The sequence below is a fragment of the Gluconacetobacter asukensis genome, from assembly GCF_014174375.1.
GTDB classification, from domain to species: Bacteria; Pseudomonadota; Alphaproteobacteria; order Acetobacterales; family Acetobacteraceae; genus Gluconacetobacter; species Gluconacetobacter asukensis.
Window position 1 is genome coordinate 1 of the sequence record NZ_JABEQE010000021.1, and the last position, 23,938, is coordinate 23,938.

General features: G+C 66.2%; 22 protein-coding genes and 1 pseudogene. 9 read left to right on the forward strand and 14 right to left on the reverse strand.

From position 1 onward, the window contains the following. Nucleotides 1-217: 217 nt before the first annotated feature. Nucleotides 218-580: pseudogene (locus HLH35_RS17230) on the reverse strand (integrase core domain-containing protein); the annotation flags it as partial. A 97-nt stretch (nt 581-677) separates the two neighbouring features. Here HLH35_RS17230 and HLH35_RS17235 point away from each other — a divergent pair. From HLH35_RS17235 to HLH35_RS17245, 3 genes are all read left to right on the forward strand, one after another. After that, nucleotides 678-857, forward strand: a complete 180-nt coding sequence (locus HLH35_RS17235; RefSeq protein WP_182980326.1) for a hypothetical protein — start codon at nt 678-680, stop codon at nt 855-857. A gap of 345 nt (nt 858-1,202) precedes the next feature. Next, nucleotides 1,203-1,451, forward strand: coding sequence for a type II toxin-antitoxin system Phd/YefM family antitoxin (locus HLH35_RS17240; RefSeq protein ID WP_182980367.1), 249 nt, complete (start codon nt 1,203-1,205; stop codon nt 1,449-1,451). After that, complete coding sequence (locus HLH35_RS17245) at nt 1,448-1,834, forward strand: PIN domain-containing protein (RefSeq protein WP_182980327.1); 387 nt, start codon at nt 1,448-1,450, stop codon at nt 1,832-1,834. Before HLH35_RS17240 ends, HLH35_RS17245 begins: the two co-directional genes overlap by 4 nt. Nucleotides 1,835-2,132: 298 nt before the next feature. Here the strand turns inward: HLH35_RS17245 and HLH35_RS17250 are convergent, their stop codons facing one another. Together HLH35_RS17250 and HLH35_RS17255 are read right to left on the reverse strand one after the other, a co-directional pair. Next, on the reverse strand, nt 2,133-3,746 hold the full coding sequence (locus HLH35_RS17250; RefSeq protein ID WP_182980328.1) for a hydantoinase B/oxoprolinase family protein: 1,614 nt from the start codon (nt 3,744-3,746) through the stop codon (nt 2,133-2,135). Then, nucleotides 3,743-5,836: a hydantoinase/oxoprolinase family protein gene (locus tag HLH35_RS17255; protein ID WP_182980329.1), complete on the reverse strand. Its 2,094-nt coding sequence runs from the start codon at nt 5,834-5,836 to the stop codon at nt 3,743-3,745. Before HLH35_RS17255 ends, HLH35_RS17250 begins: the two co-directional genes overlap by 4 nt. 78 nt (nt 5,837-5,914) lie before the next feature. Here HLH35_RS17255 and HLH35_RS17260 point away from each other — a divergent pair, with 78 nt between their 5' ends. Then, nucleotides 5,915-6,490: a winged helix DNA-binding protein gene (locus HLH35_RS17260; RefSeq protein WP_182980330.1), complete on the forward strand. Its 576-nt coding sequence runs from the start codon at nt 5,915-5,917 to the stop codon at nt 6,488-6,490. Between the two features lie 10 nt (nt 6,491-6,500). Here the strand turns inward: HLH35_RS17260 and HLH35_RS17265 are convergent, their stop codons facing one another. The 8 genes from HLH35_RS17265 to HLH35_RS17300 form a co-directional block, all read right to left on the reverse strand. Beyond that, complete coding sequence (locus HLH35_RS17265) at nt 6,501-6,884, reverse strand: hypothetical protein (protein ID WP_182980331.1); 384 nt, start codon at nt 6,882-6,884, stop codon at nt 6,501-6,503. Beyond that, nucleotides 6,881-8,239, reverse strand: coding sequence for an acetyl-CoA carboxylase biotin carboxylase subunit (locus HLH35_RS17270; RefSeq protein WP_182980332.1), 1,359 nt, complete (start codon nt 8,237-8,239; stop codon nt 6,881-6,883). The genes HLH35_RS17265 and HLH35_RS17270 overlap by 4 nt, the downstream gene beginning before the upstream one ends. After that, complete coding sequence (locus HLH35_RS17275) at nt 8,232-8,684, reverse strand: acetyl-CoA carboxylase biotin carboxyl carrier protein (RefSeq protein WP_182980333.1); 453 nt, start codon at nt 8,682-8,684, stop codon at nt 8,232-8,234. Before HLH35_RS17275 ends, HLH35_RS17270 begins: the two co-directional genes overlap by 8 nt. A 13-nt stretch (nt 8,685-8,697) precedes the next feature. Further along, nucleotides 8,698-9,465, reverse strand: coding sequence for a LamB/YcsF family protein (locus HLH35_RS17280; protein WP_182980334.1), 768 nt, complete (start codon nt 9,463-9,465; stop codon nt 8,698-8,700). 20 nt (nt 9,466-9,485) lie between these two features. Further along, nucleotides 9,486-10,457, reverse strand: a complete 972-nt coding sequence (locus HLH35_RS17285; RefSeq protein ID WP_182980335.1) for a 5-oxoprolinase subunit C family protein — start codon at nt 10,455-10,457, stop codon at nt 9,486-9,488. Continuing rightward, the gene (gene pxpB / locus HLH35_RS17290; RefSeq protein WP_182980336.1) at nt 10,454-11,095 is read right to left on the reverse strand and encodes a 5-oxoprolinase subunit PxpB; all 642 of its coding nucleotides are present in this window, start codon (nt 11,093-11,095) and stop codon (nt 10,454-10,456) included. The genes HLH35_RS17285 and pxpB overlap by 4 nt, the downstream gene beginning before the upstream one ends. Next, entirely contained in the window at nt 11,092-12,348 is a 1,257-nt protein-coding gene (locus HLH35_RS17295; RefSeq protein ID WP_182980337.1) for an MFS transporter, read from the reverse strand. Before HLH35_RS17295 ends, pxpB begins: the two co-directional genes overlap by 4 nt. A gap of 110 nt (nt 12,349-12,458) precedes the next feature. Next, nucleotides 12,459-15,065 carry a TonB-dependent receptor plug domain-containing protein gene (locus HLH35_RS17300; RefSeq protein WP_182980338.1) on the reverse strand — a complete coding sequence of 869 codons (2,607 nt, stop codon included), beginning with the start codon at nt 15,063-15,065 and terminating at the stop codon, nt 12,459-12,461. Nucleotides 15,066-15,381: 316 nt separating this feature from the next. Here HLH35_RS17300 and HLH35_RS17305 point away from each other — a divergent pair, with 316 nt between their 5' ends. Genes HLH35_RS17305 through HLH35_RS17320 form a run of 4 tightly spaced genes read left to right on the forward strand, consistent with a single transcriptional unit; the run spans nt 15,382 to nt 19,910 of the window. Continuing rightward, on the forward strand, nt 15,382-16,287 hold the full coding sequence (locus HLH35_RS17305; protein ID WP_182980339.1) for a LysR substrate-binding domain-containing protein: 906 nt from the start codon (nt 15,382-15,384) through the stop codon (nt 16,285-16,287). Then, on the forward strand, nt 16,284-17,606 hold the full coding sequence (locus HLH35_RS17310; protein ID WP_246385190.1) for a Zn-dependent hydrolase: 1,323 nt from the start codon (nt 16,284-16,286) through the stop codon (nt 17,604-17,606). The genes HLH35_RS17305 and HLH35_RS17310 overlap by 4 nt, the downstream gene beginning before the upstream one ends. Before the next feature lie 2 nt (nt 17,607-17,608). Next, nucleotides 17,609-18,946 (forward strand): CapA family protein, encoded by a 1,338-nt coding sequence (locus HLH35_RS17315; RefSeq protein ID WP_182980369.1) that lies wholly within the window; start codon nt 17,609-17,611, stop codon nt 18,944-18,946. A gap of 4 nt (nt 18,947-18,950) precedes the next feature. Continuing rightward, complete coding sequence (locus HLH35_RS17320; RefSeq protein ID WP_182980340.1) at nt 18,951-19,910, forward strand: NAD(P)-dependent oxidoreductase; 960 nt, start codon at nt 18,951-18,953, stop codon at nt 19,908-19,910. Nucleotides 19,911-19,932: 22 nt separating this feature from the next. Here HLH35_RS17320 and HLH35_RS17325 read toward each other — a convergent pair whose 3' ends face one another. Beyond that, nucleotides 19,933-20,376 (reverse strand): VOC family protein, encoded by a 444-nt coding sequence (locus HLH35_RS17325; protein WP_182980341.1) that lies wholly within the window; start codon nt 20,374-20,376, stop codon nt 19,933-19,935. A 438-nt stretch (nt 20,377-20,814) separates the two neighbouring features. Between HLH35_RS17325 and HLH35_RS17330 the strand changes: the two genes are divergently transcribed. Continuing rightward, nucleotides 20,815-21,909: a hypothetical protein gene (locus HLH35_RS17330; RefSeq protein ID WP_182980342.1), complete on the forward strand. Its 1,095-nt coding sequence runs from the start codon at nt 20,815-20,817 to the stop codon at nt 21,907-21,909. Here the strand turns inward: HLH35_RS17330 and HLH35_RS17335 are convergent. Together HLH35_RS17335 and HLH35_RS17340 are read right to left on the reverse strand one after the other, a co-directional pair. After that, nucleotides 21,906-22,949: a ribose-phosphate diphosphokinase gene (locus HLH35_RS17335; RefSeq protein WP_182980373.1), complete on the reverse strand. Its 1,044-nt coding sequence runs from the start codon at nt 22,947-22,949 to the stop codon at nt 21,906-21,908. The two genes, HLH35_RS17330 and HLH35_RS17335, sit on opposite strands and share 4 nt — an antisense overlap. Beyond that, the gene (locus HLH35_RS17340; protein ID WP_182980343.1) at nt 22,912-23,904 is read right to left on the reverse strand and encodes a 1-phosphofructokinase family hexose kinase; all 993 of its coding nucleotides are present in this window, start codon (nt 23,902-23,904) and stop codon (nt 22,912-22,914) included. Before HLH35_RS17340 ends, HLH35_RS17335 begins: the two co-directional genes overlap by 38 nt. Nucleotides 23,905-23,938 lie beyond the last annotated feature (34 nt).

Sequence of the window (23,938 nt, forward strand, 5' to 3'; positions counted from 1 at the left end):
CGGAAAAATCAGTCCTTTGTCGCACGCAGCGACACGGAATGCATAAGACAAGCCTGACCGGAAATGCGCGCCGGCGGCGATCCGACGCGCGTTTCCTGTTCTTCGGTGCTCACGGCCATCAAGGCGGCTTCGCTCCGATGCTCGGAAACACACGACGGGCGCGACCCGTTCCGGGCCACTCTCGCTCACCAGCACGCATTTCCAAACAGGCTCTGAGTCAGGGTCTGTGGATTGTGATCTGCTCCCGAAGGTCGGACCGCCGGATGGTAGAGTTTCCGGCCTGGAGCCACGGTAACGGGCTGGATGCGTCGTCGGGAATGTGCAGCGAGATCGGCGCCTTGTTGCCAATTGCCCCATGCGGGTGGACCTCGTTGTAGTCTCTGCGCCAAACCTCCAACTTTTCGCGTGCGTCTGCAGGCGTCAGGAACCAGTGGGCGTTCAGGCACTCCGCCCGCAGACGTCCGTTGGAGGCCTCGATGAACGCATTGTCCGTCGGTTTGCCGAGGCGGGAGAAGTCCAGCGTGACGTTGTTGGCGTAGGCCCAGAGATCCAGATCGCGCGAGATGAACTCCGAGCCCTGGCCGAGCGCACACGCGACGCCCTGTGGAACAGGATCGGCTCTCTCATCGATCTGTTCTCGCCCACAGAATGCGCCAACTTCTTCACCACTGCTGGATATGAACCAGATTGAAAAGAAACGCTCTAGTTTGCAGATTGCCGGGGAGCATCAGCGTGCGGCGCTGGCGGCTCCGCATCGGTTCACGACACAAGCCCGGAAGCTGATCGCTGCGCTGCGGGAAAGGGATGATACGGAAGCCGTGCTGAAGCTGCGGCGGATGATCGGGCTGTCGTCATGATGCCGATGGCCGCACGGTCCGGATCGCGGTTCTCTCTCCGTTCACGAAGTATCGGACAGTAGGCACGAATAAGGCGAGGTGATGAATACGGTGCAAAGTGGGATCGTGACTGTCGCGGGGGTGGGTCCATCACTCTGCCGATTGAGCTGCTTCGGAAATTGGGGTGGAGCCTCTGGCACGCGCGTCGTCTCTTTGCTCACGATGGATGCATCGTAAGGGCAGCCATAGATAAGACTGCGCTGCCATCCGGCTGGCGATATGCCGAAGGGTGTGGTCAGGCCGTATTGATCTTCCATTTAATGACTAAGTCATATAGACTAAACTAGGGGCGAGGGAGTTGCCATGATGCGGACCGTGAATATCCATGAGGCCAAGACCCATCTCTCCCGGCTGATCGACGAGGCGATGAAAGGCGGGGAGGGATTTGTCATCGCCAAGGCGGGGCGTCCGATGGTACGCGTTGTCCCGATGACAGCCCCTGAACCGCAACAGACGCGTCGCCTCGGATTCCTGACGGGGCACGTCAAGATCCCGGATGACTTTGACCGGATGGGCCAGCAGGAGGTAGTGGACCTGTTCGAGGGCGAGGCGTGAAGCTGCTCCTCGACACGCACCTGCTGCTCTGGGCCGCCGGCATGCCGGAAAAGCTGTCTGCGGAAGCCTTGATCCTGATGGAGGACCCCCAGAATACGCTCCTGTTCAGTGTTGCCAGCCTGTGGGAAATCACCATCAAGGCCGGTCTGGGACGGGAGGATTTTCAGGTCGACCCGCACCTGTTGCGAAGGGGTCTGGTCGAGAACGAATATGAGGAACTCCCGATCACCGGCCGGCATGCGCTGGCTGTTGGCGGCCTGCCCGATATTCACCGGGACCCCTTCGATCGCATGCTGGTTGCCCAGGCTACGGTCGAAGGCGTGCTTCTTCTGACCCATGATCCGGCTGTCCAAGCTTATCCAGGGCCAATCCGTTCCGTATGAAATAGTGGAGGGGTTATCGGCAATAGGGCAGCTATAAGTTCGTAGAGGGTTGTAAAAGCGGCTTTGGCATTGGCATTGTTCGGTGTCAAACGGCGAGACTGGGTATCTCCCGGTCTACCAATCGCAAGTATCGTTGGTTGCCTTCCCCGCAACCATACCGAACACACAAAACCCCACGATACCATAAGGTGCGTGGGGTTTTTCTTTGGGTGCGCGGTGGAGAAAAATCAATACAAACGAATTCGATAATCCCAGCAGAAAGCGCATGTTCTCAACGGCTGACTAGATGCTTCGCATGCTACACATAGCCGCCTTTGCGGTCTGCCTGGCGGTGTGCTTCCGTCCGGGCCTCGGGCGCGCCCAGGCCGCCCCCGCCGGGAGTCATGATGATCAATGTCTCATCGGGCGGGATAATCTCCAGTCCCTTGCCTGCGAGTTCCTTTCCGCCCGCCAGCCTTACGCAGCCGGGGGCGCCGTCCTTGCCCCCGGCTGCGCCGCGCGGGGGGTATTTGATCCGGTCGAATGCGGCCAGCAGTTCGAACGGTCGCTGTTCCGTGCTGCCGATCTCCATGATCTGGCCCAGGCCGCCGCGGGTCTCGCCGTCGCCGCCGCTGCCTTCGCGGAATTCCTTGCGCCAGAAAATGAGGGGGCACTGTATTTCCGCGATCTCGATCGGGGTGCCATGGACGCCCGAGGGAAATGCGGTGGCCGACAGCCCGTCCAGGCCCGGCCGCGCCCCCGTGCCGCCATTGGTCGTGATGGCCAGCGCGAAGGCCTGAATCGTATCCTGTCCGGCCGGCATCCAGTTTCCGCGCACCGTGATGTTCCATAGGCAGGATGTGCCTTCCGCCGGGATCCGGTCGGGCAGGGGGGTGCGCAGGCAGCCGAACACCATGTCCGGCAGCATCTGCCCGACGATATGGCGTGAGGAGACCGGCGCCGGATGCGGTGCGTTGAGCACGCTTCCCGCCGGTGCGGTGACGCGATAGGCCGCCAGCGATCCGGCATTGTTGGGCACGTCCGGCGCGATGGCGCAGGCCAGGCCGAACACCGTATAGGCCTTGGTATAGGCCAGCGGTACGTTGATTCCGCGCGGCACGACGGGGTCCGACCCGTCATAATCGACCAGCACGCCATCGGCACCGATCGTCAGGCGTGCCCGCAGCGTCAGCGGCGTATCGTAGCCGTCTATCGTCATGTCGTACGACCATGTGCCGCGTGGCAGGGCGGCGATCTTTTCCACGACGGCATTGTACGATCGTTCGATGATGAAATCGGCCAGCGGTTCCAGCGTGTCGATGGCGAATTCGTCCATCATCGCGCGCAGCGCGCGCACGCCGACATCGTTGCAGGCCGCCAGGGAGTAGGTATCGCCCTCGGTGTCGATCGGCAGGCGGGTGTTGGTGCGGATCATTGCCATCAGGGTCTCGTTCACCTGGCCCTGGTCGATCAGCTTGAGCATGGGGATCGACAGCCCCTCCATCAGCACGTCTGTCCCTTCCGGGCCGCAACCCAGGCCGCCGATATCCATCAGGTGGCTGGTGCAGGAAAACAGCCCCACAAGCTTGCCCCGGTGGAAGGCCGGGGTCGTGACGACGAAATCATTCAGATGCCCTGTGCCCATCCACGGGTCGTTGGTGATGTAGGCGTCGCCGTCCTTCATGGTCTCGATGGGGAAATGGCGCAGGAAATGCCCCACGGATTCCGCCATCGAATTGACGTGGCCGGGGGTGCCGGTCACGGCCTGCGCGATCATGCGGCCCCGCAGGTCGAAGATCCCCGCCGAAATATCCTCGCATTCGCGCACGATCGGGCTGAAGGCCGTGCGAATCAGGACCTGCGCCTGCTCGCCGACGACGGCGATCAGGCGGTTCCACATGATCTGGAGATCGATCTGGCTCCGCGCGTTCATTGGGCCGTTTCCTTCATGTCCATGACAATATTGCCGCTGCCGTCGATAAAGGCGTCGAAGCGGGCCGAAACGTAGGTGGTGGTCTCGCGCTCGGCGATCAGGGCCGGCCCGGGAACGAGGCTGCCGGGGCGCATGTCGTCGCGGTCATAGACCGCCAGTTCGACGAACTGGCCCCTGGCCCCGTCGAACAGCCGGCGCGTCCGTGCCGGTGCCACCCCGTGCCGTGCCGGCGTGGGGGCGAAAGGTTCGGGCTTTGCGGGCGTGGTCGAAACACAGACCGACCAGTTCAGGATCTCGACCGGGGCGTTGGGGATGATGCGTTCGAACTGGCGGGCATATTCCGCCTCGAATGCCGCCCGCAATGCCGGCAGGTCGTCGGGTGTCAGGGGGCCGTCCGGCAGGGAGACGATGATTTCGTGCCCCTGTCCGACATAGCGCATGAAGCCGCCGCGCCGGACGGTCAGTGCCGTGGCGTCGGCGCCGTCCTGCACCATGTCCCGCGCCGTCTCCGTCATATCGTCCAGGAGGGCGGTGATGGCGGCGGTATCGAAGCCGGCATTCAGCCGCACCGGGCAGGAGCGGACGATCTCGAACGAGACCGGAGCGGCCAGGAAGCCGACGGCGGACCCCACGCCGGCATTCGACGGCACGACCAGCCGGCGAACCCCCAGTTTTTCGGCCACGCGGGCGGCATGCAGCGGGGCCGCGCCGCCGAAGGCGATCATGGTGTGGGTACCGATGACCGCCCCGCGTTCGGCGGCATGCACGCGGGCGGCGCTGGCCATGTTCTCGCAGACGATTTCATAGACCGCGTGGGCCGCCATTTCCGGCGACAGGCCCAGCGTGGTGCCGATGGCCTGCTGCAAGGCGATCGCCGCGCGCTCGGGTTGCAGGGTCATGCTGCCGCCGGCGAAGGCCTCCGGCTGGATCAGGCCCAGCGTCACGTCCGCGTCGGTCACGGCCGGGCGGGTGCCCCCCAGCCCGTAACAGGCCGGCCCGGGCACGGACGAGGCGCTTTCCGGCCCGACGACGACGCGTTTCATGGCGTCCAGATGGACGAGCGACCCGCCGCCCGCGCCGATCTCGACCATTTCGATGACGGGAATGCGCAGCGGCAGGCCCGACCCTTTCATGAAACGGGCCGTGCGATCGACTTCGAACACGCGCGAGGATGCGGGCTGACCCTGTTCGATCAGGCAGATCTTGGCCGTGGTGCCGCCCATGTCGAAGGAAAGGACACGATCCTCGGCCAGGCGCTCCGCACATTGGGCGGCGAAGATCGCACCGCCCGCCGGGCCGGATTCGACCAGGCGCACCGGAAATTGCCGCGCCGTTTCCAGCGATGTCAGCCCGCCGCCCGACGTCACCAGATACAGCGCCCCATGGAACGACTGCGCATCCAGCGCCTGTCGCAGCCGGCCCAGATAGCCGGCCATCAGCGGCTGGACATAGGCGTTGGCGACGGTGGTGGAGGTGCGCTCATATTCACGCACTTCGGGGCACACCGCGCTGGAAAGCGAAATCGGAATGTCCGGAAGGGCCTCGGCCAGGATCTCGCCGGCGCGGCGCTCATGGTCCGGATTCGCGTAGGCATGCATGAAGGCGATCGCGATCGCCTCGGCCCCCGCAGTGCGCAGGCGCGGCGCCAGTGCCCGCAGCGCGTCCTCGTCCAGCGGCCTCTGGACCCGCCCCCTGGCGTCCATGCGCTCCGGCACCGTGAAGCGCGCGGTACGGGGAACCAGCGGCGCCGGCTTCTGGATCATGATGTCATACTGATTGAACCGGCTTTCCGTGCCGATTTCCAGGACGTCACGAAATCCCTCGGTGCCGATCAGTACCGTCAGGGCGCCTCGCCGTTCGATAATGGCGTTGGTCGCCAGCGTCGTGCCATGGACGAAGACCGTGACGTCGGTGAAGGCCAGCCCGGCATCGGCCAGGATCAGGCCGATCCCGGTCATCACCCCTTCCTCGGGCGCATGCGGCGTCGTCAGGACCTTGCGCGTCAGGCGCCCGCGCGGGGTTTCCAGCACGATATCCGTGAACGTTCCGCCGATATCGGCGGCCAGGCGAATTTGCATCTTGGGGGACATGCCCTGCCTCCGGGTTCAGGTTAGGATAAGGACGCGACGCCATGGTCCGGCGCCGAACTGATGGGAGCGAGAGGCCTCATGACGAACACGAAACCTGGCCGCCGCGCGCGCGCGGAACAGCCGCCCGAAGCGTTGGCCCTGGCGATGGAACGCGCCTTCATCGTGTCGTCGTCGCATCTCGCCAGCCCTGGAAACGAAGATCTCAGCGAGTTCGAATTTGCGCTGACGGTCGTCAATCATGCATTCCAGCGCTGGGTGGTGCGCGGCATGGCGGCGGCGAACCTGCCCGACCTTTCTCCGCTGGATGCGCTGATCCTGCACAGCGTCAATCACCGCCATCGGCAGAAGAGCATCTCGGACCTGATGTTCACGCTCAATCTGTCCGAACGCCATTATCTCAATTATGCGATGAAGAAGCTGGACCGGTTGGGCCTCATCACCCGCCGCCGCGACGGCAAGGAGGTTTTCGTCGGCACGACGGAGAAGGGGCGGGCGGTCTGCGAGGATTATGCCCGTATCCGCAAGGTCTGCCTGCTGGAACTCATCCCCCCGGACCGGAGCCCGGGCGGCGTGAAGATCGGCGAGGTCGCGAAGGCGCTGCGCGTGCTGACGGGATTCTACGAACAGGCGTCGCGCTCGGCCTCGTCGCTCTAGGAGGTGCCGCTCATGCATCGGTTATCTCGAAGGCCGGAGCGTGAAAGCCGATGGGCGCGCCGTCTTCGGCCAGGGCGGCGCTGAGCGTTCCGGCTACCGGCGATGGGATCGGGAGGAGTGCCGGCCCGATCTCGACAAAACCCAGAATCGTCCCGCATGCGACCTGTGCGCCCATTTGTGCGCCTTCGGCGCCTTGGCGGAAGATGCCCATCTCCGGGCTCAGGGCCCGCGTCACGGCGGGCGCCACGACGGCTGCGGGGGCTATGGGAGCCTCCGCCGTCACGTCGGCCAGCCGCAGGGTCAGCCTGCTCTCGGCGTCGCCCAGCGTCAGGCCTCGGACGGCATTGCGCCGCATGGCCGCGACCAGCGCGGGCAACTGGTCAAGGATCGTCATGGCGTGGCCCCTTCGGCCGCCAATGCCTCCAGATAATGGACGGAGACGCCGCCGGCGCAAAAACCCGCGGCATCCATCAGGCGGCGATGCAGCGGGGCGGTGGTGGTGATGCCTTCGACCGTCATCTCGTCCAGCGCCGCGCGCATCCGTGCCAGCGCATCGGCGCGGTCCGCGCCATGGACGATCAGCTTGGCGACCAGGGAGTCGTACTGCGGCGGTACCGTGTAGCCATCATACAGGTGCGTATCGACCCGCACGCCGGGGCCGCCCGGCGGGCGCCATGTCCGCACCAGGCCGGGGCTGGGGGCGAAGGTTTCCGGATGTTCCGCGTTGATCCGGCATTCGATGGCATGGCCGCGCGTTTCGATGTCGGACTGGCCGAACGACAGGGGGTGCCCCATGGCAATGCGCAACTGCTCGCGTACGATATCGATGCCGGTCGTCATTTCGGTCACCGGGTGTTCCACCTGCAGGCGCGTGTTCATCTCGATGAAGGAAAACGCGCCGTCCTCGTAGAGGAATTCGAACGTGCCGGCTCCGACATACCCCATCTGGACGCAGGCGCGGGCGCAGCGTTCGCCCAGGTCGGCGATACGGTCGGGCGGAATTCCGATGGCGGGCGCTTCCTCGATCAGTTTCTGGTGCCGGCGTTGTACGGAACAATCCCGCGCGCCCAGCCAGACGGCCTGGGCCGCCCCGTCGGCCAGGACCTGGATTTCCACATGGCGCGGATGCTGCAGGAATCGCTCGGCATAGATGGACGCGTTGCCGAAGGCGCGTCCGGCTTCCTCGCGCGCGGTTTCAATCGCGTCGCGCGCGTCTTCGGGCCGGCGCACGACGCGCATGCCGCGCCCGCCGCCGCCGCCTGCCGCCTTGACGATCAGCGGATAGCCCACGCTGTCGCAGATCCGCATGGCCTCGGTGATATCGTCCGGCAGGGCGTCGTCCGAGCCGGGCAGGCAGGGCACGCCGCTGTGGCGCATCTGCCGTTTGGCGGCGATCTTGTCGCCCATCATGCGCATGATGGACGAGGGCGGCCCCACCAGGACCAGGCCCGCGCGTTCCACCGCTTCGGCGAAATCGGCGTTTTCCGACAGGAAGCCGTAACCGGGGTGGATCGCGTCCGCCCCCGTCAATGCGGCGGCGCGCAGGATGCGCTCGGCATCCAGATAGCTGCCTGCCGCCGATGCGGGGCCGATGCAGATCCGCTGATCGACCAGGCGCAGATGCGCCAGGCCGGCATCGGCTTCGGAATGCACGCCCACGCTGCGCAGCCCGAGCAGGCGGCAGGCGCGGGCGATGCGCAGGGCGATTTCGCCGCGATTGGCGATCAGGACGGTGCGGATATCACGCATCCCGGCGCTCCACGGTGAACAGTTCGGTCCCCGGCTCCACCGCCTGGCCGTTTTCACACAGGATTGCGGTGATCGTGCAGGGGAATTCGGCCTCGACGCGCGTCAGGGTCTTCATCACCTCCAGGATATAGAGGGGCTGTCCCTGCGCGACGACCGCGCCTTCGGTGACGAAGGGCGCGCCCCCCGGCGTGGGCGAGGCGTAGAACTGGCCATACATCGTCGCCGTGATCGTGCAGGATGCGGGGGGCGCGGGGGGAACTGGCAGGGGGGATGCCGGCACGTTCGGCGTCGCGGCCGGCAATGTCCCCGCTGGCGGGGACGACGGGGGGGAGGCGTCCCGGACCAGGCGGACATGCTCGTCGCCATGGGTGTATTCCAGCTCGGCAATGCCGAGTGCGTGCATCCGGTCCATGAGGATCGTGATGCGCTCCAGATCGACGGTCATCGGGCGCGGCTCCTCAGGTCAGTGCGCGCAATGTGATACCCGCCGCTTCCAGCCGGGCCCGCACGGTGCGGGCGACCTCGACGGACTCGGCGTTGTCGCCGTGCACGCAGATCGAATCGATCCGGGTCGGCAGCATCCTGCCCGACACGGTTTCGATGGCGCCGGCCTGCACCATGCGGACGATGCGGTCGGCCGCGAAATCCGCGTCGTGCAGGACGGCGCCCGGTTCCTTGCGGGAGACCAGGTGTCCGTCCTCGGTGTAGGCGCGATCGGCGAAAATTTCGGAGAAGATCGTCATGCCGCGTTCGCGGCCGATCCGTTCCAGATGGCTCAGGGCGATGGCCATTAGCGGCAGGGTGGGATCGATGCGCCGCACGGCCTCGATCACCGCCTCGGCCACGGCGGGATCCCGCTCGGTCAGGTTGCCCAGCGCGCCATGCGTCTTCACATAGGTCATGCGATGCCCCGCATAGGCTGCCAGCGCCTGGGCCGCGCCGACCTGATAGGCGACGATCCGCTCGATCTCGCCGGTTGAAAACGGCATGACGCGTCGCCCGAAACCCCACAGGTCGGGAAAGCCAGGATGTGCCCCGACCGCCACGCCCTTGTCCCGGGCGACGCGGAAGGTTGCGGCCATCACTTCCGGATCGCCGCCATGGAAGCCGCATGCCACGTTGGCGGACGTCACCACGTCCAGCATCGCCGCGTCATTGCCGATGGTGTAGTGGCCGAAGCTTTCGCCCAGGTCGGCATTCAGGTCGATGGTCTTGCGGTCGGTCATGGGGACGGTCTCCTGTAGAATCATGCCGGGATCAGCATGCGGCGCAGATGGGCGAACGCGTCCGCACGGCGCGCCTGGTCCCGGGCCTCGGCCCGCAGCGCGGCGATGGCGTCCGCGCGCGTGGTCTCGACGAAGCGGATGCTGCCCTGCACGCGGGTCTGGGCCAGCAGGCGCAGGTCGGATTCGATGATGGTGGCGATCTTCGGATACCCGCCGCAGGTATTGGCGTCGGCCATCTGGACGATCGGCTGTCCGGCAGGGGGGACCTGGACCGTTCCGGGCACGATCCCGTGTGAAAACAGGTTCAGCGGCCGTTGCTGGGCCAGGGGCGTGCCCTCCAGACGATAGCCCGTGCGGTTGGCGCTCGGTGTCAGCCGCCAGGCGGTCTGGAAGAATGCATGCCGCGCCTCGGCGGTGAAATCATCATATTCGGCGGCGGGCAGCACGCGCACGCGGGTGGCGTCAGCGTCGGGCATCGGGCATCGGACCGCCAGGCCGTAGCCGTGAGGCGGCACGCCGGGCGTTGCGGGCACGCCGCAGGGCAGCCGGTCGCCCTTTTGCAGCGCGCGCCCTTCCAGTCCTCCGAAACCGCCCTTCAGGTCGGTGGCACGGGCGCCCAGCACCAGGGGCACGTCGATCCCGCCCGCGATGGTGACATAGGTGCGGCATCCCTCGGTCGGGGCATCGCATTGCAGCGTCTGCCCGGCCCGCGCGATCACGGCCCAGTCGGGCGGCAGGTCGACACCATCCAGCCGGACGGGGCCGCGCGCGCCGGTGACGGCAAAGGCGCGATCGTCCAGGAAACGGAGACGGAACGGGAAGAAGGCGATCTCGATCCCCGCCGCGTCCGGCTCGTTGCCCAGCAGCATGTTGCCGCAGGCCAGGGCCAGCATGTCCATTGCTCCGCCCCGCGCGACACCCAGGGTCATGGCCCGGGGGCGGCCCCGGTCCTGAATGGTGTTCAGCGCCGAATTGGCGCGGATTTCGATCATGCGACCCTCGTGAAGCGTACGGTGTCGCCAATGCGCAGGAAGCCCGGGTCCGGGCGGTGCGGGTCGAACAGCGGCAGGGTCGTCCGCCCGATGATGTGCCAGCCGGAGGGCGCGGTGCAGGGCATGACGCCTGCCTGGCCCCCGCCCACCACCACCGCCCTGCATTCCACGCTCAGCCGGGGCGTGTCGCGACGCGGCACGGCCAGGCGCGGATCCAGCCCGGTCATGTAGGCAAAGCCCGCCATTGCCCCGATGGCGGCCACGCTGTAGCGCCCGGCCAGATGCGCGGCGATGGTTGCCTCCTCCGACAGGCCGGCATGCTTCGCCACCAGGGCCAGATCCTCGCCGAAGGCGCCGCCATAGGTGACGGGAATTTCGACCTCGCGCGCCGGGATCTCCTCGGCGGCGGCGGCGGCCCAGGCCTGGCGGATTAGTTGTTCGACCGCATCGGGTTCGGTGTGGAGTGCATCGAAGGTGACCAGCAGGTTGTTGACCCCCGGCACCGCCTGCACGACTGACGGCGCGCCGCCCAGGGCGCGTGCCGCCGCCCAGATCCGGCGCTGCGTCGCGGCATCGAACGGGCCCGCGGCGGCGTCCAGCAGGATGGCGCCGGTACCGGCCATGCTCAGGCGGATCATCCTGCCGCGTCCTGCGCGACGGGCCGGGCATGGATCGTGCGGCGTGGCATCGTCAATGCCGCCGCCGCGCCGCACAGGAGGATGCCGGCGGTGATGTAGAAGACGCCGTGGAAATTGCCCGTGGCCTGCAGCAGGTAGCCCGTCATGATGGGGGCGGCGATTCCCAGGCCGTTGCTGAAGGTCAATGTCAGGCCGGTGACCGATCCCAGCAGGTCGTGCTCCACGACCAGATCGGCCAGCAGCGCCATGTTGGCCCCCGTTCCCGCGGCCATGAAGGCCATGGACACGGCCAGCAGGGGAATGATCGTGCCGGCGGTGGTGCAGAACGGCAGCAACCCCATCAGCGCGGCCAGGACCAGAAAGACGGCCACGACATGGCGGCGCGCGCCACGGACCAGCGACCGCCCGGCCATCAGCCGTTCGCCGGCCTTGCCCGCGGTGAGCGACAGGACCGCGGCCCCGAAATAGCAATAGGCGGTGTCGGCCCCTGCCTGCACCATGTCCAGGTGCAGCACCTGCCGCAACATCAGCGGCAGCCATGACATCAGCAGGAAATTTGCGTAATTGGCGCAGCATTGGGCGATGACGACGCCCCAGAACGAGGACGAGGCGAACAATGTCGGCACGGACAGGATTCCGTGCCGCGTCGTGTGGGTGCGTTCCGCCTGCGCGGGATGGGCGAACCACCAGGCCACCGACCACAGCAGACCGCCCGCCCCCAGAATGCCGAAGGCGGGCCGCCAGCCGAAATGCGCGATCAGCCATGCGCCTGCCGCGGCGCCGGATGCCAGGCCGATCGGAATGCCGCAGATAAAGGCCGTCATCATCAGGCCGCGCTCGTTGGGAGGCGCCCAGGCCCGCACCACCTTGTTGCCCAGGGAGAAGGTCGGTGCCTCGCCTATGCCCAGCAGCACGCGCGTGGCGATGAAGGCCGGAATGGTGGCCACCAGGCTGCCCAGGATCATGGCCATCGACCACAGCGCCACCGCCAGGGCGCCGACGGTGCGTGCGCCCAGCCGGTCCAGCAGGATCGCGCTGGGCAGGTTCAGGATGAAATAGGACCAGAGAAAGCTGGACAGCACCCAGCCGATTTCGCCTGGCGTCAGGCCGAATTCATGGGCAATCGACGGCATTCCGGCCGAAAGCGCCGCCCGGTCCCCGTAGCAGATGACGCACATCGCAACCGCCAGCGCATAGATCACGTAGCGGAAGGGACGCGGTGTCATGACATCGGGACGGACGATATTCAGCAAAGGGCGCTATCCTGTGAACTGCGTGTGGGAACCTGCCTGAAAATGCGACCAGGTGGGTGAACGCGGCCGGTCAGGGCTGCTTTCGCCCGGGCGCATTTTCAGCAGGGCGGTCAGAAATTCAGGCCCGTCCGCACATAATACATGCCACCGTTGAAGCCGTAGGGCGAAAAGAACGAGTATTTATAGGCGTTGAAAGACGTGGCGATCGATTTCGGACTCAGGCGCGTGGGATATTTGTCGCCAAGGTTGTTGGCACCGACCGCGACGGTCCATTGCGGCAGGATCCTGTAGGAGACTTCGATGTTGGTGATGAAGGCGGGCCGCTCGACAAGCCACAGATTGGTCGGCAGGCTGGGTGTCGCTGCATAGATCAGCGAGCCGTAGCGCGATTCCTGAATGAAGGCCGACCATCTGCCCCAGCTCCAGTTCACGCTCAGGTTTTCGCGGTTCTTGGGCGCCGAGTGCAGCAGGACAGTCCGGGCATATTGATTGAAATATGCCAGATTCATGCTCTGAAGAACCTGGGGCACCGCATTGGAGCTGCGGATCTCGTTGTCGGTCAGGTTGACGCTGAACGCGAAACGGAATGTTCCCAGCCGTTTGGTATGGAGGGTGTAGTCGGTTGCGATGTCGCCCCCGTAGGTCGCCGTATTGACCGGATTCGTGTAGTACGAGGCATAGGTTACGTTGCCCAGACCGGCATTGGCCAGCAATGCCCCCACACCCGCGCCGCCCAGTGTCGTGGTGCTGGCCAAGCGGTCGTTGATTGCGATGTAATAGAGATTGCCCGTCACATGCCAGTTGTCGACCGGGGTCGCATCGACGCCTACGCTGTAGCTGCGGGAATACTCGCCCTTCAGCGCCTGGGCGCCGAGGGCGCGGGCCGGCGCGCTGGTGCTGGGAAGCTGGTCGATCGAATAGGTCGCAAAAGGCGCCGAGTAGAAATAATATTCCTGACCGAGCGTGGGGGGGCGATAGCCGCTGTTGATGCTGGCCCGCAGCGCGAACCGGTCGGAGAAATTATAGCGCGTGCCGACCGACCCGGTCGTCACGGTGGCCAGGTTGTTATAGCTGGTCGCGCGGCCGCCCAGCGTCCATTCCCAACGCGGCAGGACGTAGAAATCGAGATTGACGTGCCCGTCATAGACGTCGCGGTTCTGGTTGGTGACGGCCAGCGGGGGATTGCCCGCGTGGTCGGCCGACCCCGGATTGGCCGCCTTGCCGGCGTTCGGCCCTTCCAGGATCGGAACGCCGCCGTCGCCATAGGATTCGTAGACGCCCGGCCCCATGGCGAACATGTCGCGACGATATTCCGCGCCGAACTCCACATTGGCCAGCTTGGGCAGGAAGCCCAGGCGGAGTGCGTGCGAGGCCCTGAAGCCGGCCGTCAACTGGCTGGTCGTGGCCGAACCGGTATCGAATTTCGTCGGGCTGTTCACGCCATAGGTGGGGTTGTCGGTGTCCTGCATCCAGTAGCGCTGGATGTCGCGGCCATAATTGACATAGGTGTCCCAGTTGAAACCGGCCGTCGTGCCCTTGAAGCCGTTATCGACCTCGAAATCATTTTCCTCCAGGTCGAGATAGGGCTGCATGCCGTTCGGCCAGATTGCGTTGACGGTCAGGTCGTCTGCCGCGGAACGGAAATTCTCGGCCGCGTTGACGCGTCGATGCCCATAGGTGTCGGTCGAATAGAATTTGATGCTGTCGGTAATGGGAATGCCCATATTGGCGGAAATCGACTCACGCGTCTGCTTCGGGATGCCCAGAATGCGCTGGATGTTGCGGCCCAGCGCGGCGGCGCGTGGATCGACCTGGCCGCCGGGCAGCGCATAATACAGATCGTTGGGGTAGGTCGCGGGGTTGATGTAGTCGCCCGTGCGCGAGGTCGGCAATTGATGGGTGATCTGGGCGGAGAGGTCGAGATAACCGCCGTGGCGGCCGAGCGCGAACCCCTTGGTGATCGAACCGTCCAGGGCCTGGCCGTCGCCTGCGTAATAGCCGCTGTTCTTGAAATCGGCCGAGAGGCCCTGCGTATCCTCCTTCAGGACGATATTGACCGCGCCCGCGATCGCATCCTGGCCGTAGAGCGCGGTTGCTCCTTCTGTAATGACTTCGATATGGTCGACCGCGCCCACCGGAATCATGGAGATATCGGCGGGTTCCGTGCCCCAGTTCGGTCCGGCATTTGCATTGAAGTTGGCGCCCAGATGCCGGCGATGCCCGTTCACCAGGATCAGTGTCTGGTCGGCGGACAGGCCGCGCAACTGCATCGTCTGCACGAACGCATTATTGCCCACGCCCGGCAGCGGGGGCGCCGAAACGGATGGCATCATCTGCGATAATGCCTGGATCAGGTTGGTCTGGCCGGTGGCCTTGAGGTCCGATGCGCTGATGACCGTCACCTGCGTCGTGCTGTGGCGTCGTGTCGAGGTCGAAAGCACATTGTTGCCGGGCGCGGCCGTGCCGCTGACGGTGATATCCTCCGACGAGGACTTGAGCGCGCTGCTGATCGCGGCGCTATCGGCAGCCTGCCGGTGGGTGACGCCATGTGCGTCGGAGGCGGGCGCATGCCGCGCGGGCTTGCGGGGTTGTGTCGCTTCCGACTGCTGGGGGGATGCCGTGGCTGCACATGCGGGGCCGAAGGCGCCCTGAAGCAGAAGCGCGCCCATCGCGGCGCTGCCGAGTAGAAAAGTCTTCGCTCCGGAATGCATTGGCATCGTCACGGCCTCCTGAATGCGTAGGCGGCAGACTGCCGCGGTTATGTGTGAAACATATCCAAATCGCACACATAACGAGCACGAAACCAAATGACTCTTCAAGATTTTTTATGGCCCAGGGAGAGGTTTTTTATGGAGGAAAATGAATAAATATTCAGAAAGTTATGGTTTTATAAGGGAGATTTGTAAGGTCTGCCGTGGTCGGATATGTGCAATCTCCTTGACCCTCTCTTTGTGCGGATTGTAGAACGAAAATGAGAGACAAAAATATCGCATTATTATTGATGTAAGAGACAAAATAATTGATGGTCGATCCATGATCTCGGAACTTCGCACTTTTTCCGCGGCCGCCCGGCTTGGAAGTTTTGCTGCCGCTGCGGACCGCGTCGGGCTGACGCAATCCGCCGTCAGCGCGCAGATCAGGCGGCTGGAGCAGGAGCTGGGCCATGCCCTGTTCGAGCGCACCGGGCGGTCGGTGACACTCAGCGCGGCCGGGCACCTGTCCCTTGGCCATGCCGAGGATATTCTCGCCCTGTTTGACAAGATGCGGGACCCGGCGGCCGATATGGTCGTGCATGGACGGCTGCGTGTCGGGGCCATTTCCACCACACACACGACGATTCTGGCCCCTGCGGTGGCCAGCCTGAGGGCGGATTATCCCGCGCTCACGCTTCATATCGTGCCGGGCGTGTCGATGGGCCTGATGGATCGCCTGGATGCCGGTGAACTCGATGCCGTCATCATCGTGCGGCCGCCTTTCGGGCTGATGCCGCATCTGGGCTGGCACCCGCTGGTCAGGCAGAATTTCGTGCTGGTCGTTCCGGCGCATCTGCCGCCGGGCGACTGGCGGCAGATCATCGTCAGCCAGCCCTTCATCCGCTACGATCGTCGGTCGTTCGGGGGCCGGACCGTCGATCGCTTCCTGCAGGCGCAGGGCATCGTGCCGAATACTGCGATCGAGACCGAGGAAGTCCATGCCATCCTGCAGATGGTCGCCAGCGGCATGGGCGTTGCCATCGTTCCGTACATCCTGGCTGTTCGTGCCATGCCGAATGTCCGTGTGGTCCCCCTGGGGGAGCACACGATCCTGCGCGAGATCGGGGTGCTGACGATGCTGAGCTGGACCTCTCCCGCCCTGGACGCCCTGATCGCCCATCTGGAGCAGGCCCGCCCCGCGGACGCGCTTTTGTCCGACGTGGGGGACAGGGAGCGGGCTCCATGACCGGCATGAAGAACGAGGAGGGGATGGCCGATCCCGCGTCGGTTGACGGGGACAGGACCATCATGCCGCCGGCACTTGATGACGCGCGCGCGTTATTCGCCCGTCTGCACACGATCGGCTTCGACGGGCTGGGAATGACCCGTGCGTCATACGGTGACGGTGAAAACCAGGCTCATGCGCTGCTGGCGGACATGGCGCGGGCGCGCCGTCTGCTGGTGCGCCGCGATTGGGCGAGCAACCTGTTCATCACCCTGCCGGGCCGCGACCGGACGTTGCCGGCGGTGATGACCGGATCGCATCTCGACACCGTGCCGTGCGGCGGCAATTACGATGGCGCGGCCGGCGTGCTGGCGGGCTTTGCCTGCCTGTGCGGCTGGGCGGACGCAGGATACGTGCCGGCCCGCGACGTGGTCCTGATCATCACCCGGGCCGAGGAAAGCGTGTGGTTCCCCGTCTCGTATATCGGCAGCAAGAGCGCCTTCGGGCTGCTCGAGGAAAGCGCGCTGGCGGCGGTCCGCCGTGATGACGGAGGGACGCTGGCCGATCACATGCGCGCGTCGGGCGGCCAGCCCGACCATATCCATACCGCGCCGGTATTGCAGCCGTCCGACCTGGCGTGTTTCGTCGAGCTGCATATCGAACAGGGGCCGGTCCTGCCGGCCGCCGATGTGCCGGTCGGCATCGTGACGGGCATTTGTGGCAGCGTGCGCTATCGCGCGGCGACCATCCATGGGCGTTATGCCCATTCCGGTGCGACGCCCCGCCCGTTCCGCGCCGATGCGGTCATGGCGGCGGCGACGCTGATGACGGTGATGCAGGCCGAGTGGCGCAAGGTCGAGACCGAAGGCGGCGAGATGACGCTGACCTTCGGCGTCTGTCACACGGATGCCGCCCAGGCGAATTTCAGCGCCGTTGCCGGACGGGTCGATCTCAGCATCGATATCCGCTCGCGCGATCCTGGACTGCTCGGGCGCATGGAGGCCGCCCTGATGGCCCATGCCCGGACTGTCGAGGACGAATATGGTGTCGTGGTCGATCTCGGCGCCCGCACGCAGAGCGCGCCAGCCGCGATGGATGCGCCGCTTCAGGCCGAAGCGGTCGCCCTGGCGCGGCGGGCCGGCATTCCGGCGGTAACGCTGCCCAGCGGCGCCGGGCATGATGCTGCGATCTTCGCCGGGCAGGGCGTGCCCACGGTGATGCTGTTCGTCCGGAACGCCAATGGCAGCCACAATCCCTACGAGGCCATGGAATTCGACGATTTCGCGCTGGCCACGCGGCTGCTCGAACGGCTGCTGTACCTGCGCGCGGAGCAAGGATGATGATGAAGATCGGCCTGACTGGTGATTCGATTCTCTTTCGGCGTCTGAACAGCACGCAGGATGCCGAAATCCGGCCGCTGTTCGACCTGATCCGGAGCTGTGACGTCAGTTTCACGAATCTGGAGCTGGTATCGAACGATTTTGCGGGGGACCCGTCCCTGGACCATGGCGGTACGCATTTCGGCGCGCCGTCCTGGGTGCTGGACGAACTGCGTGATGCCGGGTTCGACCTGTTTGCGGCCGCGACCAATCACAGTCTCGATTACGGTGTCGCGGGCCTGCGGGCCATGCTGGCGGCGCTCGACCGGCGTGGCCTGCTCCATGCCGGGATCGGTACGAATCTCGAAGAGGCGCGGCGACCGGTCTATTGCACCCGGCCGGCCGGTACGGTTGCCATGCTCTCCTGCGTGTCCACCTTTGCCCGGGGCCAGGAGGCGGCGGCACAGACGGCGCTGATGCCGGGCCGCCCAGGCGTCAATCCGCTGCATGTCACGCGCACGCATCATGTGACGGCAGACGATCTGGCCCATCTGACCCGGATTTACGAACGGTTGGGCCTTCGGCATGTGCTGGATGAAAAGATCCGGCTGGGATTCGCGTTTCCGCCCGCGCCCGGCACCCTGTCCTTCGACGGCGTACGCTTCGCCGCGTCCGACACGATCCGCACCCGTACGGAGGCCGACGCCCAGGATGTCGCGGACATCGCGCGCTGGATCGGCGAAGCGCGCCTGGTGTCGGACGTCGTGATCGTCAGCGTGCATGCGCATGAAAGCGGATATAATGCCGATGGCGTCCCGGATGTCGAAATTCCGGACGATTTCCTGCGCGCCTTCACGCGCGCGGCGGTGGATGCGGGGGCGGATATCGTCGTCTGTCACGGCCCGCATCTGCTGCGCGGGCTGGAACTGTATCGCGGCCGCCCGATCTTTCACGGCCTGGGCAATTTCATCGGCCAGAACGAACTCGTCGCACGCCTGCCGATGGATTCCTACGCTGCCTATCGTTGCGCGCCCGATGTCACGCCGCATCGCCTCTACAAGGAGCGCAGCGAAAACGACCGCAAGGGTTTCCCCGCGGATCAGCGCTTCTGGGACAGTGTGGTACCGGTCTGCCTCTATGAGGGGGGCATGCTGCGGGGGATCGACATCCATCCGGTTTCGCTGGGGCTGGGGCGCCCGGCCCATCGTCGCGGGACGCCGATGCTGGCCCAGGGTGCCGAGGCCACGCGCATTCTCGAGGCTTTTGCCGCTTTGTCCCGCCCCTTCGGCACCGAACTGACGGTCGCGGACGGGGCGATCCGACTCCCCCTCATGCCCGCTGCGGTCGGGATGGAAGGATAACGCCGTGGCCACCTGTTTCATCACCCAGCCGATCCATCCCGACGCGGTGGCGTATCTGAATGGCGCCGGCGTTGCCACGCGCTATGCCAGCCGCGCGACGATGGAGGCGGCAACTGCTGAAATCGGCGGCGCCGAGGCCGTCATTACCCGCGACCTCGGATTCGATGAAGCCGCCATCCGCGCCGCGCCCAATCTGCGCCTTGTCGCCTGTCACGGCTCGGGCACCAACAGGATCGCGGTTGCCGCAGCGGCGGAACGGGGGATCTGGGTGACCAACGCGCCCAATACGAACAGCCGCTCGGTCGCGGAACTGACCATGGGGCTGATCCTGGCCGCCGCGCGGCGCATTCCCGTTGCCGACCGGGCCGTTCGCGACGGGCAGTGGGATTTCCGCTATGCGGCCGGCGGGATCGAACTGGCCGGCAAGACGTTGGGCCTGATTGGTTTCGGTGCGATCGCCCGGCATGTGGCGGCGATGGCGGGGGCGGGGTTCGGCATGCGGGTGGTGGCCTGGTCGCCCAACGTGCCGGACGCGGTCTTTGCGCAGGCCGGCGTCATGCGGGTGGATGGGGTGGAGGCGCTGTTGCGCAGCGCGGACGTCGTCTCCCTCCATCGGCCGGCAGGCGCCGCAGGGGCCACCCCGATCGACGCCGCCGCCCTGGCCCTGCTGAAACCGGGTGCGCTGCTCGTCAATACCAGCCGTGGCACCGCGATCGACAGTGCCGCCCTGGTCGCGGCCCTGCAGGCCGGAACGCTGGCCGGGGCGGCGCTGGACGTTCTGGTGCGGGAGCCCCCGCTTGTGCATGACCCGGTACTATCGGCGCCCGGCCTGATCCTGACGCCGCATCTTGGAGGCGCGACGGGCGAGGCCCTGCGCCGGACCGCGATGCTCTGCGCGCAGCAGGTCATCGACGCGCTGGCGGGACGGACGCCGGCGCACTGCGTGCAGCCGTCCGGCGCCTGATCGGCGCCGGAACGGCCAGGGACTATTTGGCGAAAAGCTGCCCGATATCGGCAAATGCCTTGATTTCGATCGCGTTTCCGCTGGGGTCCAGGAAGAACATTGTGGCCTGCTCGCCCGGTTGTCCCTTGAAGCGAATATAGGGCTCTACGATGAAGGCGGTGCCGGCCGCGCGCAGTTTCTCCGCCATGTCGTGCCAGGCCGGCATGGGCAGCACGATGCCGAAATGCCGTACGGGCACGGCATGGTCGTCGACCTCGTTGCGTTGTGCCGGTGTCAGTTCCGCCGGCGCCAGGTGGGCTACGATCTGATGACCGTAAAAATCGAAATCGACCCAGTCGGGCGCGCTTCTGCCCTCCGGGCATCCCAGAAGCTCCCCATAGAATGCGCGGGCCTCCGCAATGTCGCGGACGGGAAAGGCGAGATGGAAGGGCGGGATGGTGCCGGTGCCTGTCGCGATGGTGTTCATGTCGATCTATCCTTGGAGGCTTTTGAAACAGTCTCTTATTCACGGCTGACCCGCCACTAACGGTAACGCTGCGCCATATGGGATAGAAAACGATATATTTCGTTTGTGAGAAATCAAATATTCGATCTGTTGGACACGCCTCATGCGCCCGTTGCCACGCCGGCCATCCCTGTCTCCTGCGCGGGAACGTGAGGGCGGGAGGCGTTTTGCATCGCCTCCGTCCAGATCGGACACATCATGGAACATGATCGTCTGGTCGACCAACTTTCCTGCCCGCTTCTTTTCCGATCTGCTTCCTGCCCCCATGTGATGGGAAATGGGAGGGCGGAATGTCATCCAGCATTCCGCCGACGCCACGTGACAGCAGCACATCGCACCCGACGCGCGGCCCTGAAACCGGGACCGGGCATGATCCCGGCCCGGCCGGACAGGGTTCACTTGCCGGTCCGGACCGACCGCATGGCGCGCGATGCGTCTGTTTCGGCGCCGCCTGTATCCCTGGAGCGCAAGGTCCGGTTTCTGTCCCGGCCGCAAAGCTATGGTGGTGCCGTCAACACGGTCATTGCGCGCGAGACGCATATGTCCTGGGTCTTCCTGGCCGGGGGATGCGTCTACAAGCTCAAGAAGCCGGTGCGCTTTCCCTATCTGGATTTCTCCACCCTGGAGCGCCGGGCCGATGCCTGCCGTGCCGAAGACCGCCTGAACCGTCGGCTGGCGCCGGATGTCTATCTGGGGGTCGTCCCGCTGGTCGAGGGCGCGGCGGGCCTGGCCATCGGCGGGGTGGGGCGGGTCGTGGACTGGCTGGTCGTCATGCGGCGCCTCGACGATGGCGGGTTTCTGCAGTCGACCTTGCTGGCGCATGCGGTGCGGCCGTTGCAGCTCGACCGGCTGGCTGCCGTCCTGGCGTCGTTCTACGCGCATGCGCACCCGCTTGCGGTCCGCGGGTCCGTGGACACCCTGCGGATGAGGTGGCGGAGGGCGTTGTCCGGCAACCGGCGCGTGTTGCTGGACCCGCGCTTTCATCTGCCGCGCGGCATGGTGGCGCGCGTGGATGCGATCCTGACGCGCTTTGTGGACCGGCGGTTCGGAATGATCGTGGCGCGTGCGCGTGCCGGCCGCATTGTCGACGCGCATGGGGATTTGCGTCCGGAACATATCTGGATGGACGGGCGCGTGAGTATCATCGACTGTCTGGAGTTCGACCCGGCCTTGCGGGCGCTCGATCCGCTGGACGAAATCGCCTTCCTGCAACTGGAATGTGCGCGTCTGGGCGCGGCCTGGGCGGGGGAGAGGATTGGGCGGCGTCTGCGGCCTGTCCTGCACGGGGGGCGTGTCGGCGGGTTGCTGCTGTTCTATCGCAGCTATCGCGCCATGCTGCGGGCCCGGCTGGCGATCATGCATCTGTGCGACGCCCAGCCGCGCACGCCTGAAAAATGGCCGCGCCAGGCGCGCGCTTACCTGCGTCTGGCCCTGGCGGATGCGCTGCGGCTGGAGCGGCTTGAGCATGCCGTCCTGACCGGCGCCGGACCTTAGAAGACCAGGAGGTCCGACAGTGGTGCGTTGCGATGCAGCCGGCGGATGGCTTCGGCAAGCAATGGCGCGGCGGAGACGATCTGCAGCTTGCGCCGGGCCGGGCCGTCCGGCAGCCGGATGGGCTGGACCGTGTCGGTTGTCAGGATACGGTCGATGGCCGGTTCGGCCAGGATGCTGTCCGCGCCGGCCATGAACAGGCCATGGGTGACGCAGGCCACGACCTGCCGTGCGCCGGCGCCGCGGGCGGCGCGGGCCGCGCGGGCGAGCGTACCGCCGGTGCTGACCAGATCGTCGATGACGATACAGGTCGCCCCTGCGACATCGCCCACGAACAGGTCGCCGGAGACCTGCCCGCCGCTGCGGTGCTTCTCGGCGAAGGCCGCCCCGACCGGGTGTCCGGTGGCCGCTTCCAGTGCCCCGCGCAGGCGCTCGGCCCGCTTGCCGCCGCCAAGGTCCGGCGACACGACGCACAGGTGGGCTGGATCGGCCCCCAACTCGGCGGTCAGACCGGGAAGGGACTCTACCAGCAGGGGAACGGCCGTCAGCGCCACCGTCTGCCGGCGGAAGGCGTTTTCGAACGCCGCCTCGTCATGCGCGTCCATCGTGACCAGACGGTCGGTTCCGACGGCTTCGAACAGTGTCGCGACATAGCGTGTCGTCACCGGGTCGTTCGGCTTCGTCCGCCGGTCCTTGCGCCCGTAGCACAGATAGGGCGCGATGGCGGTCACGCGCGCGGCCCCGGCGTCCTTGCAGGCGCCGACAAAGAACAGCAGCCGGCACAGCCGGTCATTGGCGCTGCCCGTCGCGCCGCCGTGCAGGCTGTGCAGCAGATAGACATCCGCGCCGCATACCGGGTCCAGCGCGCGGGTCTTGTGTTCGCCATCCTCGAAATCGCGTTCCTCGTGCCGGCCCAGCGTCAGGCCCAGGTGCCGGGCAATGGCCTGCCCAAGCCCGTCGGTGCCGGCCAGGGCGAACAGGCGGATGGCGCCCTCGGCCTGCGGGTCAGCCTGCCAGACGGGTTGTGTCGGTCGTGGGTCCACCGGTCGGGTCCTCCGCGCTGGATTTGGTGCCGGCCCTGATCTGCCGGAACAGGGATTCGACTGTCTCGCGCCGGGCCCGGGCCGTGCCATAGCGTTCGACGCTTGCGGAACCGGCGGCGACGCCCAGGGCCAGTGCCTCGTCGGGGGGCATGCCGCGTGTCAGGCCCAGCACCAGGCCCGCCATGAGACTGTCGCCCGCGCCGACGGCGCCGCGCGCCTGCACCGGCGGGGCGGGCACGTATGCCAGGCCGGCGGCGGATCCCAGCCATGCGCCGTCCGGCCCGAGGCTGACGGCGATCATCCGGGCCGCGCCGGCACGCAGCACCCGCCCGATCTCGGCCGCCAGGGCGTCCTGTCCCTGGACCGGGTGGCCGACCAGGGATTCGAATTCCCCATGGTCGAGTTTCAGCAGGTCCACCCCGTGGCCGACGACCGCGCGCAGGGCGGCGCCGGATGTATCGACGGCGAGGTGCCAGCTCCGCCGTTCCCCGATGGCGGCCACCCGCGCATAGAAATCCTCGGGCACCCCGCGCGGCAGGCTGCCGCTTGCGACGACCCAGGCGGCGTCCAGCTCTTCGAGGAGTGCCAGGCTGTTCTGCCATTCCATGGCCTCGATCAGCGGGCCCTCGGACACGAAACGATATTCCAGATGGCTCGCGCGCTCCTGCACGTTCAGGCAGATGCGGGTCCGGCCCACGATCGGCAGGCTCTTCCAAGGCACGCCGGCCTGGTCGAGCAATTCCTCGACCAAGCGCCCGGTCACGCCGCCGGCCATGATGACGGCCAGGGTCTCGCCGCCCAGCTCGTGGATGACGTGGGCGACGTTGATGCCCCCGCCGCCGGGGTCCAGCCGCTCGTTCGTCGTGCGGATCTTCTGTGTCGGATGCACCTCCGCCGCGACGCAGGCGACGTCTATGGCGGGATTGAGCGTCAAGGTCGCAATGGTCTGGGACATGTCGGGTGATCCCGCGCAAGGGGGAAGAGCGGCG

Excerpts from the sequence above, each read along its gene's own strand:
- HLH35_RS17235 (WP_182980326.1), top strand. The coding sequence starts at position 678 with ATGAACCAGATTGAAAAGAAACGCTCTAGTTTGCAGATTGCCGGGGAG.
- HLH35_RS17240 (WP_182980367.1), top strand. The coding sequence starts at position 1,203 with ATGCGGACCGTGAATATCCATGAGGCCAAGACCCATCTCTCCCGGCTG.
- HLH35_RS17250 (WP_182980328.1), bottom strand. The coding sequence starts at position 3,746 with ATGAACGCGCGGAGCCAGATCGATCTCCAGATCATGTGGAACCGCCTG.
- HLH35_RS17255 (WP_182980329.1), bottom strand. The coding sequence starts at position 5,836 with ATGTCCCCCAAGATGCAAATTCGCCTGGCCGCCGATATCGGCGGAACG.
- HLH35_RS17260 (WP_182980330.1), top strand. The coding sequence starts at position 5,915 with ATGACGAACACGAAACCTGGCCGCCGCGCGCGCGCGGAACAGCCGCCC.
- HLH35_RS17265 (WP_182980331.1), bottom strand. The coding sequence starts at position 6,884 with ATGACGATCCTTGACCAGTTGCCCGCGCTGGTCGCGGCCATGCGGCGC.
- HLH35_RS17270 (WP_182980332.1), bottom strand. The coding sequence starts at position 8,239 with ATGCGTGATATCCGCACCGTCCTGATCGCCAATCGCGGCGAAATCGCC.
- HLH35_RS17275 (WP_182980333.1), bottom strand. The coding sequence starts at position 8,684 with ATGACCGTCGATCTGGAGCGCATCACGATCCTCATGGACCGGATGCAC.
- HLH35_RS17280 (WP_182980334.1), bottom strand. The coding sequence starts at position 9,465 with ATGACCGACCGCAAGACCATCGACCTGAATGCCGACCTGGGCGAAAGC.
- HLH35_RS17285 (WP_182980335.1), bottom strand. The coding sequence starts at position 10,457 with ATGATCGAAATCCGCGCCAATTCGGCGCTGAACACCATTCAGGACCGG.
- pxpB (WP_182980336.1), bottom strand. The coding sequence starts at position 11,095 with ATGATCCGCCTGAGCATGGCCGGTACCGGCGCCATCCTGCTGGACGCC.
- HLH35_RS17300 (WP_182980338.1), bottom strand. The coding sequence starts at position 15,065 with ATGCCAATGCATTCCGGAGCGAAGACTTTTCTACTCGGCAGCGCCGCG.
- HLH35_RS17305 (WP_182980339.1), top strand. The coding sequence starts at position 15,382 with ATGATCTCGGAACTTCGCACTTTTTCCGCGGCCGCCCGGCTTGGAAGT.
- HLH35_RS17310 (WP_246385190.1), top strand. The coding sequence starts at position 16,284 with ATGACCGGCATGAAGAACGAGGAGGGGATGGCCGATCCCGCGTCGGTT.
- HLH35_RS17315 (WP_182980369.1), top strand. The coding sequence starts at position 17,609 with ATGAAGATCGGCCTGACTGGTGATTCGATTCTCTTTCGGCGTCTGAAC.
- HLH35_RS17325 (WP_182980341.1), bottom strand. The coding sequence starts at position 20,376 with ATGAACACCATCGCGACAGGCACCGGCACCATCCCGCCCTTCCATCTC.
- HLH35_RS17340 (WP_182980343.1), bottom strand. The coding sequence starts at position 23,904 with ATGTCCCAGACCATTGCGACCTTGACGCTCAATCCCGCCATAGACGTC.